Below are 12830 nucleotides of genomic sequence, written 5' to 3'. Positions count from 1 at the left end.
GTCAGCTCCTCGGCATGCCGAGGATCCGCTCGGCGACGATGTTGCGCTGGATGAAGGTCGAACCGCCGGCAATCGCGGTGCCCCGGGCCTGGTTGGCGAGCCGCAGCCACCACTGCGCCCCGGCGTGCTCGTCCTCCAGGGCGAACTGGTCGCCCAGCGGCTCCAGGGACAGCCGGAAGTCGGCGAGGTCCTCCACGAGCGGGCAGAAGTAGAGCTTGCCGATCGACGTCACGGGGCCGGGCGGACCGTCGGACACCGCGCCGGAGACGACCCGCTGGCCGATCGCGCGGTGCACCAGCGCCCGCCCCCACAGATCGGCGACCTTCTGCCGCACATGGGGGTCGGCACCGAGGCGGCTGCCGTCGGCGGCCTTCTTGGCGCGGACGTCGGCGACGATGTCCTCGACGGCCTTGGTGGTGTTGACCCGGCCGGTGGCGATGGCGACCCGTTCGAAGCCGAGGGTGGCCATGGCGACCTTCCAGCCGCCGTCGACCTCGCCCACCACGGCGTCGTCGGGCACGAAGACGTCGTCGAGGAACACCTCGTTGAACTCGGCCTCGCCGAGCATGTGCGCGAGCGGCCTGACGGTGACACCCGCACTGTCCATGGGCAGCAGGAAGTAGGTGATGCCCTTGTGCCGCTCGCCTCCGCCGGTGCGCGCCAGCAGGATCGCGTGGGCGGCGAGCTGGGCTCGGCTGGTCCAGATCTTCTGTCCCGTGATCCGCCAGCCGCCGTCCACCTTGGTCGCCCTGGTGCGCAGGGAGGCCAGATCCGAGCCGGAGTCCGGCTCGGAGAACAGCTGGCACCAGATCTCCTCGCCGCTCAGGATGGGGCGCAGGTGGCGCTCCTTCTGCGCGGCGGTGCCGAAGTGCGCGATGGTCGGCCCCGTGAAGTCCTCGCCGACGGTGTTGAGCCGCTCCGGCGCCCCGGCGTGATCGCACTCCTCGCTGAAGAGCGCGCGCATCCGCTCGTCCAGTCCCTGTCCGCCGTACTCCTTCGGCCAGGTGAGGCCGGCGTAGCCGGCGTCGAAGAGCATCCGCTGCCACCGGCGCCAGAACGGCGCCTTCTCCATCAGGTCGGCGGGCTCCGGCCACGGGAGCGCGGGAAGGCTGCTCCGCAGCCAGGTCCGGACGTCCTGCCGGAACCGGGCCTCGTCGGGAGCGTCGGACAGATCCATGGTCACCGCCTTGTCGGTCAGGTTCGCGAAACCATACTATAGGTCAGACCAAAAGGAGTCTGTGTATGAATACATTGATCGACACCGTGGTCGACAGGGTCGCCTTCGACGTCGAACGGGGCAAGATCCTCGAATTCGTCCGCGCCACGCGCACCGACGACCCCGTACACACCGACCCCGGACTCGCCGCGGAGAACGGGTTCTCCGGCACCCCGGCCACCGCCACCCATGTGGTGGTGGCCGGTCACCACCGCGACCAGCGGGCCTTCGTGGAGAAACTCGGCCTGGAACTGAGCCGGGTCGTGGTGGGGTCGGTGGACTGGCTCTACCGGCGCCCCCTGGTGGCCGGGGACAGCCTGCGGGGCACTCGTCGTGTCGTCGGCGACGAGACGCGCGAAGGGCGCCGCGGCGGCACCATGCGACTGATCACGCTGGAGACCGCATTCGTCGACGGGCGGGGCGAACTCGCCGTGATCCAGCGCGAGGTGCTGATCGAGAGGGGACGGTCATGAGGACCCCGCCGGGGGCGGGCGTGGGCGACCGTCCCCCGTCACGACGCGTCGGCCCCCTCACCCAGACGCACATCGTGCGCTTCGCCGGTGCCGGCGGTGACTTCAATCCGCTGCACCACGACGGCGCCTTCGCCGCCGCTGCCGGTTTCGACCGGCCGATCGCGATGGGGCAGCTGACGGCCGGACTGCTGGCCGCCTGGCTCACCGACTGGTGCGGGGTGGAGAACCTGCGGGAGTACGGCGTCCGCTTCACCGCGCCCCTGGCGATCGGGGACGTCGTCGAACTGTCCGGGGAGGTCACCTCGCTCGCACCGGGGGACGGCGGCCGGACCCTGGCGACGATGGAACTCGCCGCGACCAGGGACGGTACGACGCTCGTGTCGGGCCGCGCGGTGATCGTGGTCGCCGACAACTGAGTACGCACCCCCGGCGGTCACCGCTCCGCAGCCGCGGGACGGAGACCGCCGGGGCCCCGGCGCCTCGCTGGCCACCGTCACGGGCGGCGCGGCCACCGCCGCGGAAGGACCGATCAACGCCCGGCCTTCAGCTTGTCGGCGATGTCGCTCCGCAGCACATGTTTCTGGATCTTGCCGGTGGCCGTGGAGGGCAGCGCCGCGATGATCTCCAGCCGCTCGGGGACCTTCTGGATCGCCAGCCCCTCGCCCAGGAGGTAGTCCCTGATCTCCTCCAGGGTCAGCGGCTCGGCATCGGCGGCGGGCACCAGGTAGCAGCAGACCTTCTCACCCATCTTCTCGTCGGGCATGCCGACCACGGCCACCTCGCCGACGGCCGGGTGCGCGGAGAGCAGGTCCTCGACCTGCCGGACGCTGATGTTGAGGCCCCCGCGGATCACGATGTCCTTGAGCCGCCCCGTCACCCGTACGTATCCGTCGTCGTCCATCACGCCGAGGTCGCCGGAGCGGGAGAACCCGTCGGCGGTGAACATGCTCGCGGTCTCCTCGGGCTGGTTGATGTACCCCAGCGCGTTCATGGCGCCCCGGTAGGCGATGTCGCCCTCCGTGCCACGCGGCACCTCCTCGCCCTGTCCGTCCACGATGCGCACCTCCTGGAACGGCAGCGCCTTGCCGTCGGAGGTGACCGACCGCGCCGGATCGTCGTCGAGCGTGCACATCGTGGTCGTGATGTTCTCGGTGCGGCCGTAGAGGCTGAGCACCCGCATGTCCGGCAGCGTGGCCACGGCCCGCTGCACGAACGTGCCGGGGATCGGCGCGCCGGCGCAGGTCCAGAACCGCATGCTGCCCGCGTCGTGGACGTCCGGGTCGTAGGCGTTGAGCAGCATCTGCAGGAACGTGGTGGCGGTCACGGCCGCGGTACAGCGGAACTTCGCGATCCGCGCCAGGCCCTCGCGCGGCTCCCACTTCTCCATGATGTGCGAGGAGGCGCCGTGGATGAGCGGCAGGATGACGCTGGTGACCAGGCCGGTGGTGTGCGTGATCGGGGAGGGCCCGAACTGCACGTCCTCGTCGGTGTAGTGCCAGCCCCGGCCGAGCAGTCGCGCGCCGGTGGCCATGGTGTTGAAGGTGTGCGCGCACCCCTTCGGCCGGGACGTCGTTCCTGAGCTGAAGACGATGACCCACGGCTCGTCGGGGCCGGGCGCCGCGGGCAGTTCGGCCTCGGCCTCCTCGGGCGTGACCTCGGCCAGTACGTCCTCGTACCGGAGGCTGCCCTCGGTCGTCCGCTCGCCTCGCACCACGATCACCGTGTCGAGCGTGGGACTGTCCCCGGCCATGTCCAGGAACATGGCGTCGTGGTCGAACCCGCGGTAGCGGCCGGTGGTGAAGGCGACCTTGGGGCCGGCGCTTCCCACGATGTGGCCGACCTCGTCGCGCCGGTATATCGGCATGATCGGCACGATGAGCGCCCCCACCCGGGAGACCGCCAGGGAGATGACCACGAACTCGGTCCAGTTCGGCACCTGGACGGTCACCCGGTCACCCGGCGCGACACCCCGGCGCACCAGACCGACCGCGAGACGCAGAGCCGCGTCCCGCAGCTCCCTGAAGGTGTACGAGGTGGTGGAGTCCGTCACGAACACCTTGTCGGGCCGCTCCCGCACCTGACGTTCGAGAGCGTCGAAGAAGTTGTAGTCGCACCAGGAACCGTCGGCGTAGTAGCTCTGGATCTGCTCCTCGGTGAACCGCTCGCGCACCGTCGCCATTGACATGTGATTCGCCTGCCTACCTGTCGCTGTTCATGCCCGGACGGGAGTATGGATGGCTATATGGTTGGCACCGTACAATGGTAAGACCGTTTACGACAATGCTTGTGCGGCCACCCGCTCCCGCGTGTTCCGGCGCGGTCCTCCGCCACGGACGGTGCGTTAATGTGTCCCGGCGACGACGTCCGCCCAACGACCGTTCACAGGAGATGACTTCGGCTGATGAGCAGGGACCGGGCCATCCTCGACGCCGCGGCCACGGCGTTCTACGAGAAGGGCTTCCACGGAGTCGGGGTCGATGAACTGGGCGCCCGCGCGGGCCTCAGCGGCCCCTCCCTGTACCGCCACTTCTCGGGCAAGGACGAAATCCTCGCCACGCTCCTCAACGAGGCGATGGACGAACTGATCAGCGCCACCGTACCCGTGCACGGCGATCCGGCCCGTGATCTTCGGCGTGCGCTGGAGCACCACATCGACTTCGCCGCGCGGCACCGGCACCTGGTCAACCTCTACCAGCGCGAGGTGCGCTCACTCGTCGACCCGTGGAAACGATCGTTCACGCGTCGCAGGGGCCAGTACACCAGCCGTTGGGAAGCGCTGTTCGCGCAGCGGTTCCCGGACCTGGGTGACGCGGAGATCGCCTCGATGACACAGGCCTGCCTCGGCATGGTCTTCTCCCTGTCCTACTGGCCGGCGCGGGCCCTCGACGGTGCCGACGTCAACTCCCTCCTGTTCCGGCTGCTGTCCCACGGATTCGAGTCCTTCGAACCGTCCTGACCTCGGCCCGTGCTGACCTCAACCCACCCTGACCTCGGACCGTGGCCTTCAGCGGCGGGAACCGAAGTCGAACATGCCCGCCGCGATACGGCGCATCTGCAGTTCGTCGGTGCCCTCGGTGATGCGGTAGCGGCGGTGGTGACGGTAGATGTGCTCGAACGGGAGCGCCCGGGTGTACCCCATCCCGCCATGGATCTGGATCGCCCGGTCCGCCGCCGTGCAGGCGAGCTGGTTCCCGCGCATGTTCACCATGGCGACCTTGTCCGAGACCGCCGTCTTCCCCTGCTCGTCCATCATCACGGCGGTCCTGTGGATCGTGTTGCGCACCAGCTCGGCCTCGGTCTGCAGCTCGACGAGCTGCCACTGCACCCCCTGGTGCTCGTGCAGGGGCTTGCCGAAGACCACGCGCCGCTGGGCGTACTCGACACTGCGGTCGATGCAGAACTGCGCCGCGCCGAGCGAGGAGGCGGCCTGTCTGATGCGGTTCTCGTGGACGAAGAGCTGGGCGAGGTCCAGGCCCCGGCCGAGCTCGCCGAGCACCGCGCCGGCGGGTACCCGGACGTCGGTGAGGCGGACCTCGGGATGGTCGCTCGGCATGTTGAACGTCCAGTGGTTGCCGACGATCTCGAAGCCGGGCGCGTCGGTGGGCACCAGGAAGGCGGTGATGCCCTGGGCCTTGCCGTCCTGTCCCGAGGTCCTGGCGAAGACCAGGTCGACCTCGGCGGCGTCCGTGAGGCTGTTGAACCGCTTCTCGCCCGTGATGATCCAGTCCTCGCCGTCACGTTCCGCCGTGGTCTGGAGGTAGGTGGCGTCGCTGCCGTGCTCGGGTTCGGTCAGCCCGAAGGCGATCTCGATCTCGCCCCGGACGTACCGGTCGAGGTACCGCTCCTTCTGCTCGGCCGTCCCGTACTCGTGCAGCACCAGGGCCAGCGGCAGATTCGCCACCACGGACGCCTCGTCCGCGTGCGGGAAGTGCAGCCCGGGGCCGCGCGTGGTCAGGTGCTCCCGGACGACGGCCATCGCCAGGTTCGATCCGTCGCGCCCGCCGAGCGCCGCGGGCAGCGGATAGCGGTAGAACCCGGCCGCGTCGGCCCGCCGCCGCATCTCCGCGAGCACCTCCCGCCAGGCGGCGGCCGGGTAGCCGTCGCGCTCCCAGTCGGTGCGGGCGTACTCCCGCCGGTGGTCGAAGAACTGCGGGTGTTCGTCCTCCAGCGGCTTGATCTCGGCGTCGATGAAGACGTCGAGATCCTTCACCAGTCGTACGACGTCCTCGGGAACCGACCAGCTCATGACGCGCCCCTCCTGTCCAGTTCCGGTTCTGTACAGTTCCGGTCCTGTCCGCTTCCGGTCCTGTCCGCTTCCGGTTTCGGTTTCGGTTTCGGTTTCGGGCTCACCGTAGGGCGGTCCCGCCGTCCCCGGTCCCGACCGTGCGCCGGGCCACTGTGGACCGCTACAGCGCCCGGTCCGCTCCCGCTCCTCCCTCACGCCGGCTCCGTGTTCTGATCTGCGCCATGTTGAAACTGAGCGGCATCGCGGAACTGCGGGAACTCGTCGGCCGGGAGATCGGCACCAGCGCGTGGCACGAGGTGACGCAGGCCCGGATCGACGCCTTCGCGTCCGCGACCGACGACCACGAGGACATCCACGTCGACCCGAAGCGCGGCCGTCAGGCCGGCTTCGACGGCACGATCGCGCACGGGCTGTACACGCTGTCGCTGGGGCCGAAGTTCCTCTACGAGCTGTACTCGCTGAGCGGGCACTCGCTGGGACTCAACTACGGCTTCGAGAAGGTGCGGTTCATCTCCCCCGTGCCGGTGGGGTCCCGGCTGCGGATGCGCGCGACGCTGAAGGCGGCCGACGCCATCGAGGGCGGCACCCGCTTCACCGTCACCCAGACCTTCGAGACCGAGGGCGGGGAGCGGCCGGCCTGCGTGGCGGACGCCGTGATCGCCTACTTCGACTGAGGGACCGCCTGGGGGACCGGGTGAGGGACCGGGTGAGGGACCGGGCCGGCCGGGCCCTCAGCCCCGGCCGGCCCGCCCGAGGATGCTCCGGCCCCGCCGGACGACGGCGGCGAGGCTCGCGGCGGCGGTGACCAGTCTGGCGTCCGGATCCGGACGCCGCCTGTTGCGCTTCACGAACACCGACAGGGTGGACGCCGTCTTGTAGTGGCAGTAGGCCAGGAACCAGTCCAGTCCGGCCGCCGGCACCGGACGCACCCGCGCGTACTCCGCCAGCAGTTCGTCCCCGCCGGGCATGCCTCGCCCCGCGGCCAGGTCGGCCCCGTCGCGCGTCTCCTCGAAACGGTGGACGGGGTCCGTGTGCATCAGCAGCCACGCCAGATCCGTCCGCGGATCGCCGACCGACCAGATCTCCCAGTCGATGACGGCGTTCAGCGCGTCGCCCTGGAAGAGCATGTTCGCCAGCCGGTAGTCCCCGTGCACCAGCACGGGCGGCAGGGAACGCGGGATGCGGTCGGCCAGTGCGGCGTACAGCTCCCGGTGGCCCGGGCAGACGTCGTCGTCCACCGTGTCCAGGAGCAGGGCCCAGCGGTCGAGTTCCTCCTTCACGGTGACGACGGGCTCGTCCGTCATGCCCAGGGACCCGGGACCGCGCGACTGCATCCGTGCCAGGACGCGTGCCGCCGCGCGCGCTCTGCGGTCGACGACCGCCGCGCCGGGAGGGTCGGCGCTCACGTCGAGGAGCGGTTCGTAGGAGTCGCCGGGCACCAGGTCCATCGCGAAGAGCGGCGGATCCCCGTCGTCCTCGAACAGGACGGACGGGACCGGCACATCGGGCGCCGCACCGAGGGCGCGGAGCACCCGGGCCTGCCGGAGCACGTCGCGGTTGCGCACCGGAGCCAGGCCGGGAGGCGCCATCTTCACGACGACCGGTCTCGGGTGCCCACCGGGAACCCCGAGTGTCGCGGCGTAGGTGAGGCTGGACACGCCGCCGGGCAGTCTGCGCAGGCCTTCCACGCCCGCTCCGGCCCATCGCGCCGCCACGGCGTCCGTGAACCTGGCCCGCAGCCGCGCCTCGTGGGACCGGTCGCGGGATGCGTCAGAGGATTCGACTGTCACCCGGCAAACCTCCCCGGCCTGAACCTCACCGGACAAGACCGGCCCCCACGGGCACTGGAGATCTCCACAGTGCCGCGTCCGGAGTGCCGCGTCCGGCCGCGCCGAAGGCCGGGGCCTCGGGCCTGACAGCCACGGGAGCACGAAGGAGAACGGATTCACGGGACGGACGTGATGAGCCGCTTCTCCCCGGCGGGCAAGGCCGCGGTGGTCACGGGAGCGTCATCGGGGCCGGGCATCGCCCACGCCGCCGCCATGGGCCCGGGCCGGCGCCGACGTGGCGGTCGGCGCACGACGCGCGGACGGGCTACGGGCTACGGTCGACCGGATCCGGGCCACCGGCCACGACGCGGTGACGGTCCGGACCTACGTCACCGAGGCCGAGGCCGAGGACGTCACGGCGGTCGCGCTGTTCCTGGCCGGCGACGCCCTCGGCCCACCTCGCCGGCGTCAGTCTGCCGGTCGGCGGCGGCGTACCGGCTGCTCCGATCACTCCCGAGCGGTACCGACGGCCGTGCCGAGCTGTTCCCGCAGCGCCGCCACCGCGTCGATCTCCGCCTCGACGCTCGATCCGACGGGGATGACGGTGATGTGCCCGGCTCCCGACTCGACGAACGGCAGCAGGAACTCCGCGACCTGTTCCGGGGTGCCCGCCGGGGCGATGTACCGGAACTTCTCGTACGGCAGGTGGTAGAGCCCCTGCATCTTCGCGGCCAGGAGTTCCCGGGCCACCCGCGGATCGCCGTCCAGGCCGCACCAGACGTTCACCCCGAACCACGACGGTGTCGGCCGGTCGAGGGCCGAGGCCGCGTCGAGGATCCGCTCCCGGGTCTCGGCGAACCGGCGCGCGGAGCAGAAGATGCCGAGCCAGCCGTCCCCCGACTCCGCGGTGCGCCGGACCGCCACCTCGCCCTTGCCGCCGATGACGATCGGGATGCCCGGGTCCGGAGCGGGCAGGATCCGGGCCTCGTCGAGCTGGAAGAACTCCCCCTGGTGGCTGACCTCCTCACCCGCCAGCAGCCGCCGGACCAGCATCAGGGCCTCGTCCAGACGCCGTCCCCTGGTCCTCGGGTCGACACCCGCGTTGCTCACCTCGCGGCGGTCCTCGCCGCCCACGCCGACGCCGAGCGTGAGCCGTCCGGGCGCCGCCTGGCTCAGTGTGGACAGCTGCCGGGCGGTCGCCATCGGGTGGCGCAGGCCGAGCAGGTAGATCCCGATGAGCACCGACAGCCTGTCGTGGGAGGACAGCATGGTGTTCGCGGTGATCATGCCGTCGAAGCCTGACCCGTCGTGGAAGCTGATGTGGTCGCCCACGGACACATGGTCGAGGCCGGCCTTCTCGACCCGGTCGAGCAGCCGGCGTCTGCGCCGGGGGTCCGGCGTCGTGAAGCCGTCCTGATCCGAGATTCCCATCGTGAACGTCGATGTGAGCGGGGCCATGGGACCGACACCTTTCTGCAGTGATTCACCTGTTGCACTATAAGGTCTAACCATTGAAACTATCGGCTGGGTTCTCGGACGAAAGGCCACAGACATGACCACTCGCGGTATCACCGTCCTCGCGGGAGGGCTGAAGGAGACCCGGAGGATCACCGAGCGCGCCGAGGCCGCCGGGTTCGACGCCGCGTGGTCCGGCGAGTTCCTCAACCGCTCCGCCGTCGTCTCCGTGGCGGCGATGGCCGCGGCCACCTCCCGTATCGGAGTGGGAACCGCGATCGCCTACGCCGTGGGCCGCTCCCCTCTGGTACTCGCCAACGACGCCCGCTTCCTCGACGAGATGAGCGACGGCCGCCTCGCCCTGGGGCTCGGCACGGGCACCCGCCGGATGATGGAGGGCTGGCACGGGATCAAGGACGCCGAAGGACCGGCCACCAGGATGGAGGAGCTCGTCCCCCTGCTGCGCCGGCTCTGGCGCCTGCACGAGGGACCGGTCCAGCACGACGGCCGCTTCTACCACGTGGACATCACGCCCACGGCCGGCATCGAGCCGCCGCTGCGTCCCACGATCCCCGTCTACACCGCGGGCGTGAACGCCCGGATGATCGAGGTGGCCGGCCGGGTCTCGGACGGGCTGATCTGCCATCCCACGGTCACCGACCGGTACCTGGAGGACGTCGTCGGGCCCGCGGTCGCCCGCGGGGCGGCGAAGACCGGGCGTTCCCCGCAGGACGTCCTGCTGAAGGGTGTCGTCATCTGCGCGATCGCCGACGACACCGCGTCCGCCCGCCGTGAGGCCGCCGCCCAGATCGCCTTCTACGCCGCCCCGAAGGCGTACGGTCCGGTGATGGAGGCCTCCGGGTTCGGAGCCGAGGCAGCCGCGATCCGGACCGCGTTCCACGCGGGCGACCACCGGGCGATGATCGACGCGGTCTCGGACGCGATGCTCGACCAGATGGCGGTCGCGGGCACCGTCGACGAGGTCCGGGACGCGCTCCCGGCACTGGAGAAGCGCTACGACCACGCCGCGCTGTACTCGCCGAGTTTCACCCTCACCCCCGAACGGGTCGCGGAGAACACCGAGGCGATCATCGAGACCTTCGCCCGCTGACAGGACCTTCGGCCCGGGACGGCGGACGGGGACGGTGGAGGGCCCGGACCCGGGCTGTCCACCGTCCCCGGCCGACGACCGCCCGGAGACGGCCGCTCAGAGGGCGATCAGCTCCTGCACCGCCCTCGTCGCCAGTTCACCGACCGGCCCCTGGCTCACCAACTCGCCCTTGCTCAGGGCGAGGAAGCGGTCCGCGAGCTGCTGGATCATCCCGATGTGCTGCTCCACCAGGAGCAGGGCGGTGCCCCGCTCGCGGATCTGCCGCAGCGCGCCGACGAGTTCGTCGATGACGACGGGCGCCAGTCCCTCGGTGGGCTCGTCGAGCATCAGCAGGAGGGGTTCCGCCATCAGCGCGCGGGCGATGGCCAGCATCTGCTGCTCGCCGCCGCTGAGCGCGGTGCCCGGCCGGTCCGCCCCCCGGGCCAGGTTGGGGAACAGCTCGTACACGGAGGCCAGTGTCCACTGTCCCTTCCGCCCCGAGGCCCGGCCGAGCAGGATGTTCTCCTCGACCGTGAGGTTGGGGAAGATGCGCTTGCCCTGCGGGACCAGGCTGACGCCCCGCGCGGTGGGCTCGTACCGCTTCCTCCCCATGACCTTGCCGCCGACGAGGATGTGTCCGGTCACGGTGGGGATGCCGTACACCGACGTGAGGGCCGTGCTCTTGCCCGCGCCGTTGCGCCCGACCAGCCCGACCGACTCCCCTTCGGCGATCTCGAAGTCGATGCCCTGCAGCACGACCGCGCCGCTGTAGGACGCGTGCACATCCCTGAACTCCAACACCACGCTCATGCGGCACTTCCCAGATAGGCCCGGACGACCTCTTCGTCCTTGCGTACGTCGGCGGGGGCGCCGGAGGTCAGCACCTTGCCGAGGTTCAGTACGGTGATCGCGTCGCAGGTGCGGAAGACGCCGTCCACGTCGTGTTCGACCAGGAGCACGGCGACGTCGCGGTCCTTGCAGATCGAGCGGATGTGGTCGAGCATGCTCGCCGCCTCGTCGGCCACCAGCCCCGCGCACGGCTCGTCGAGCAGGACCACCCGGGGCTCGCCGATCAGCGCCAGCGCCAGGTCGACCGAGCGCTGGGTCCCGTACGCGATCTCGCTGCAGACCCGGCCGAGGAACGGCCCCAGCCCGAGGGCGCCGACGATGTCGTCGAGGTCCTTCCCCCCGGTCCGGCGGGCGACCATCTCCAGCTGGTCGCGGACCTTCATCGACGCGAACACGCTCGTCCGCTGGAAGGAGCGGGAGACTCCGTGCAGCCGGCGCCACCCGACCGGCCGGGCCGTGATGTCCTCACCGTCCAGCAGGACCTTGCCCGCGGACGGCCGCTTACGGCCCGAGAGGGCGTCGATGAAGGTGGACTTGCCGGCGCCGTTGGGACCGATCACCCCGTGGACGACACCGGGATCGAGCCGGATGTCGATGTTCTCCAGCGCCTTGACCGCCCCGTACCGGACGGTCACCGCCGATCCTTCGAACAGTGTCATGTGCGGTCCTTCTTCCTGGCCGGCAGGAACGGCAGGCGCCTGCGCAGCGCTTCCAGGCCTCCCAGGACCCCGCCGGGGAGGAACAGCAGCACCAGGACGAGTGCGCCGCCGGTGTAGAGGGGCAGGTTCCCCGAGACGTTGAACCGGGCCTGGGCGTAGGTGTAGAGCAGCGCTCCGACGACCGGCCCCAGCAAGGTGCCCATGCCGCCCACGATGGTGGCGATCAGCGAGTCACCCGCCTTGACGAAGCTCAGCACCTCGGGAGAGACATAGGCGGCGTTGAGGGCGAAGAGCACTCCGCCCAGGGATGCCACGGCCCCGGAGAGGACGAAGGCCGCAAGGCGCGGGACGAAGGTGTCGTAGCCCGAGAACCGCATCCGCTCCTCGTTCTCGCGGATGCCTTCCAGCACCGTCCCGAACCGGGACCGTCCGGCGGCCCACAGCGCGACCGCCGAGACGACCAGCGCGACCCAGGCGACGGGCCAGAACAGTCCCGCGTCCATGAGCTGCGGTGCCGTCATGCCGAGGAAGGTGTCATCGGCGCCGAACTGGAGCTGCAGGCCGTCGTACGCGCCGGTGTAGGGCCGGGCCACCGACTGTGTCGAGAACTGGTAGAGGGCCTGTCCCAGTGCCAGGGTCAGCATCAGGAAGCCCATGCCCGACGACCGTACGACCAGGACGCCCATCAGCAGGGCCAGCAGGGTGCCGGCCGCGAAGGCGAAGAGCGCGGCGGGCATCGGGCTCCACCCCCAGTGGGTGACCGCGATGCCCAGGGCGTACGCGGAGCCGCCGAAGAAGGCGGTGTGCCCCAGGCTGATCAGGCCGAGACGCCTGGCCAGGAAGCCGATCGACAGGGACAGCAGGGCGAGGATCACCCCGCTGAGGACGAGGCCCATGTAGTAGGAGTCCAGGCCGAGGTGCGGCACCGCGAGACCGACGAGCAGCACCGCCACGGCGACCACCGCGCCGCGGATCCACCGCCTCCTGCCCGCGCCCCCGTCGCCCGCGGCCGGCTCGGACACGGCCGGCGGCTGCCGGAGGGTCGTATCGGTCATGACAGCCTCTCTCCGGTC

At 70.7% G+C, this 12830-nt stretch carries 14 protein-coding genes; 5 read left to right on the top strand and 9 right to left on the bottom strand.

Annotation, left to right across the window (positions count from 1 at the left end):
• Window position 1 precedes the first annotated feature (1 nt).
• A complete protein-coding gene (locus tag ACFVH5_RS14960) occupies window positions 2–1177 on the bottom strand; it encodes an acyl-CoA dehydrogenase family protein (protein ID WP_385834087.1) in 1176 nt (391 codons plus the stop codon).
• Between the two features lie 65 nt (window positions 1178–1242).
• Between ACFVH5_RS14960 and ACFVH5_RS14955 the strand changes: the two genes are divergently transcribed.
• Both ACFVH5_RS14955 and ACFVH5_RS14950 read left to right on the top strand, forming a co-directional pair.
• Complete coding sequence (locus ACFVH5_RS14955; RefSeq protein WP_385834086.1) at window positions 1243–1689, top strand: MaoC family dehydratase N-terminal domain-containing protein; 447 nt, start codon at window positions 1243–1245, stop codon at window positions 1687–1689.
• Window positions 1686–2105, top strand: a complete 420-nt coding sequence (locus tag ACFVH5_RS14950; RefSeq protein WP_385834085.1) for a MaoC/PaaZ C-terminal domain-containing protein — start codon at window positions 1686–1688, stop codon at window positions 2103–2105. Before ACFVH5_RS14955 ends, ACFVH5_RS14950 begins: the two co-directional genes overlap by 4 nt.
• 113 nt (window positions 2106–2218) lie before the next feature.
• Here ACFVH5_RS14950 and ACFVH5_RS14945 read toward each other — a convergent pair whose 3' ends face one another.
• Window positions 2219–3874: an AMP-binding protein gene (locus ACFVH5_RS14945; protein ID WP_385834083.1), complete on the bottom strand. Its 1656-nt coding sequence runs from the start codon at window positions 3872–3874 to the stop codon at window positions 2219–2221.
• A 216-nt stretch (window positions 3875–4090) separates the two neighbouring features.
• Here ACFVH5_RS14945 and ACFVH5_RS14940 point away from each other — a divergent pair, with 216 nt between their 5' ends.
• Window positions 4091–4645, top strand: a complete 555-nt coding sequence (locus tag ACFVH5_RS14940) for a TetR/AcrR family transcriptional regulator (protein ID WP_385834082.1) — start codon at window positions 4091–4093, stop codon at window positions 4643–4645.
• A 48-nt stretch (window positions 4646–4693) separates the two neighbouring features.
• On the opposite strand, the gene ACFVH5_RS14935 is transcribed toward ACFVH5_RS14940, so the two are convergent.
• Entirely contained in the window at window positions 4694–5935 is a 1242-nt protein-coding gene (locus ACFVH5_RS14935; RefSeq protein WP_385834080.1) for an acyl-CoA dehydrogenase family protein, read from the bottom strand.
• A gap of 221 nt (window positions 5936–6156) precedes the next feature.
• On the opposite strand from ACFVH5_RS14935, the gene ACFVH5_RS14930 reads away from it, so the two are divergent.
• Window positions 6157–6609 (top strand): MaoC family dehydratase, encoded by a 453-nt coding sequence (locus tag ACFVH5_RS14930; protein ID WP_385834078.1) that lies wholly within the window; start codon window positions 6157–6159, stop codon window positions 6607–6609.
• Between the two features lie 57 nt (window positions 6610–6666).
• Here the strand turns inward: ACFVH5_RS14930 and ACFVH5_RS14925 are convergent, their stop codons facing one another.
• The 3 genes from ACFVH5_RS14925 to ACFVH5_RS14915 all read right to left on the bottom strand — a co-directional run bounded on the left by ACFVH5_RS14925 (window position 6667) and on the right by ACFVH5_RS14915 (window position 9162).
• On the bottom strand, window positions 6667–7725 hold the full coding sequence (locus tag ACFVH5_RS14925; RefSeq protein WP_385834077.1) for a phosphotransferase family protein: 1059 nt from the start codon (window positions 7723–7725) through the stop codon (window positions 6667–6669).
• 304 nt (window positions 7726–8029) lie between these two features.
• Entirely contained in the window at window positions 8030–8215 is a 186-nt protein-coding gene (locus ACFVH5_RS14920; RefSeq protein ID WP_385834075.1) for a hypothetical protein, read from the bottom strand.
• Complete coding sequence (locus ACFVH5_RS14915; protein ID WP_385834073.1) at window positions 8212–9162, bottom strand: LLM class flavin-dependent oxidoreductase; 951 nt, start codon at window positions 9160–9162, stop codon at window positions 8212–8214. Before ACFVH5_RS14915 ends, ACFVH5_RS14920 begins: the two co-directional genes overlap by 4 nt.
• A gap of 94 nt (window positions 9163–9256) precedes the next feature.
• Between ACFVH5_RS14915 and ACFVH5_RS14910 the strand changes: the two genes are divergently transcribed.
• Window positions 9257–10270 (top strand): LLM class flavin-dependent oxidoreductase, encoded by a 1014-nt coding sequence (locus ACFVH5_RS14910; protein ID WP_385834072.1) that lies wholly within the window; start codon window positions 9257–9259, stop codon window positions 10268–10270.
• Between the two features lie 96 nt (window positions 10271–10366).
• On the opposite strand, the gene ACFVH5_RS14905 is transcribed toward ACFVH5_RS14910, so the two are convergent.
• From ACFVH5_RS14905 to ACFVH5_RS14895, 3 genes are read right to left on the bottom strand one after another with little or no spacing between them, the layout of a single operon-like run.
• Complete coding sequence (locus ACFVH5_RS14905; RefSeq protein WP_385834070.1) at window positions 10367–11059, bottom strand: ABC transporter ATP-binding protein; 693 nt, start codon at window positions 11057–11059, stop codon at window positions 10367–10369.
• Window positions 11056–11757, bottom strand: coding sequence for an ABC transporter ATP-binding protein (locus tag ACFVH5_RS14900; RefSeq protein WP_385834069.1), 702 nt, complete (start codon window positions 11755–11757; stop codon window positions 11056–11058). Before ACFVH5_RS14900 ends, ACFVH5_RS14905 begins: the two co-directional genes overlap by 4 nt.
• Window positions 11754–12812: a branched-chain amino acid ABC transporter permease gene (locus ACFVH5_RS14895; RefSeq protein ID WP_385834067.1), complete on the bottom strand. Its 1059-nt coding sequence runs from the start codon at window positions 12810–12812 to the stop codon at window positions 11754–11756. The genes ACFVH5_RS14900 and ACFVH5_RS14895 overlap by 4 nt, the downstream gene beginning before the upstream one ends.
• Window positions 12813–12830 lie beyond the last annotated feature (18 nt).

The sequence above is a fragment of the Streptomyces sp. NPDC127119 genome, from assembly GCF_042677425.1.
GTDB lineage: Bacteria > Actinomycetota > Actinomycetes > Streptomycetales > Streptomycetaceae > Streptomyces.
Note: the sequence above shows the minus strand (reverse complement) of the source record. Positions and strands in the feature narration are given on the sequence as shown.

Excerpts from the sequence above, each read along its gene's own strand:
- ACFVH5_RS14960 (WP_385834087.1), bottom strand. The coding sequence starts at position 1,177 with ATGGATCTGTCCGACGCTCCCGACGAGGCCCGGTTCCGGCAGGACGTC.
- ACFVH5_RS14955 (WP_385834086.1), top strand. The coding sequence starts at position 1,243 with ATGAATACATTGATCGACACCGTGGTCGACAGGGTCGCCTTCGACGTC.
- ACFVH5_RS14950 (WP_385834085.1), top strand. The coding sequence starts at position 1,686 with ATGAGGACCCCGCCGGGGGCGGGCGTGGGCGACCGTCCCCCGTCACGA.
- ACFVH5_RS14945 (WP_385834083.1), bottom strand. The coding sequence starts at position 3,874 with ATGTCAATGGCGACGGTGCGCGAGCGGTTCACCGAGGAGCAGATCCAG.
- ACFVH5_RS14940 (WP_385834082.1), top strand. The coding sequence starts at position 4,091 with ATGAGCAGGGACCGGGCCATCCTCGACGCCGCGGCCACGGCGTTCTAC.
- ACFVH5_RS14935 (WP_385834080.1), bottom strand. The coding sequence starts at position 5,935 with ATGAGCTGGTCGGTTCCCGAGGACGTCGTACGACTGGTGAAGGATCTC.
- ACFVH5_RS14930 (WP_385834078.1), top strand. The coding sequence starts at position 6,157 with ATGTTGAAACTGAGCGGCATCGCGGAACTGCGGGAACTCGTCGGCCGG.
- ACFVH5_RS14915 (WP_385834073.1), bottom strand. The coding sequence starts at position 9,162 with ATGGCCCCGCTCACATCGACGTTCACGATGGGAATCTCGGATCAGGAC.
- ACFVH5_RS14910 (WP_385834072.1), top strand. The coding sequence starts at position 9,257 with ATGACCACTCGCGGTATCACCGTCCTCGCGGGAGGGCTGAAGGAGACC.
- ACFVH5_RS14905 (WP_385834070.1), bottom strand. The coding sequence starts at position 11,059 with ATGAGCGTGGTGTTGGAGTTCAGGGATGTGCACGCGTCCTACAGCGGC.
- ACFVH5_RS14900 (WP_385834069.1), bottom strand. The coding sequence starts at position 11,757 with ATGACACTGTTCGAAGGATCGGCGGTGACCGTCCGGTACGGGGCGGTC.
- ACFVH5_RS14895 (WP_385834067.1), bottom strand. The coding sequence starts at position 12,812 with ATGACCGATACGACCCTCCGGCAGCCGCCGGCCGTGTCCGAGCCGGCC.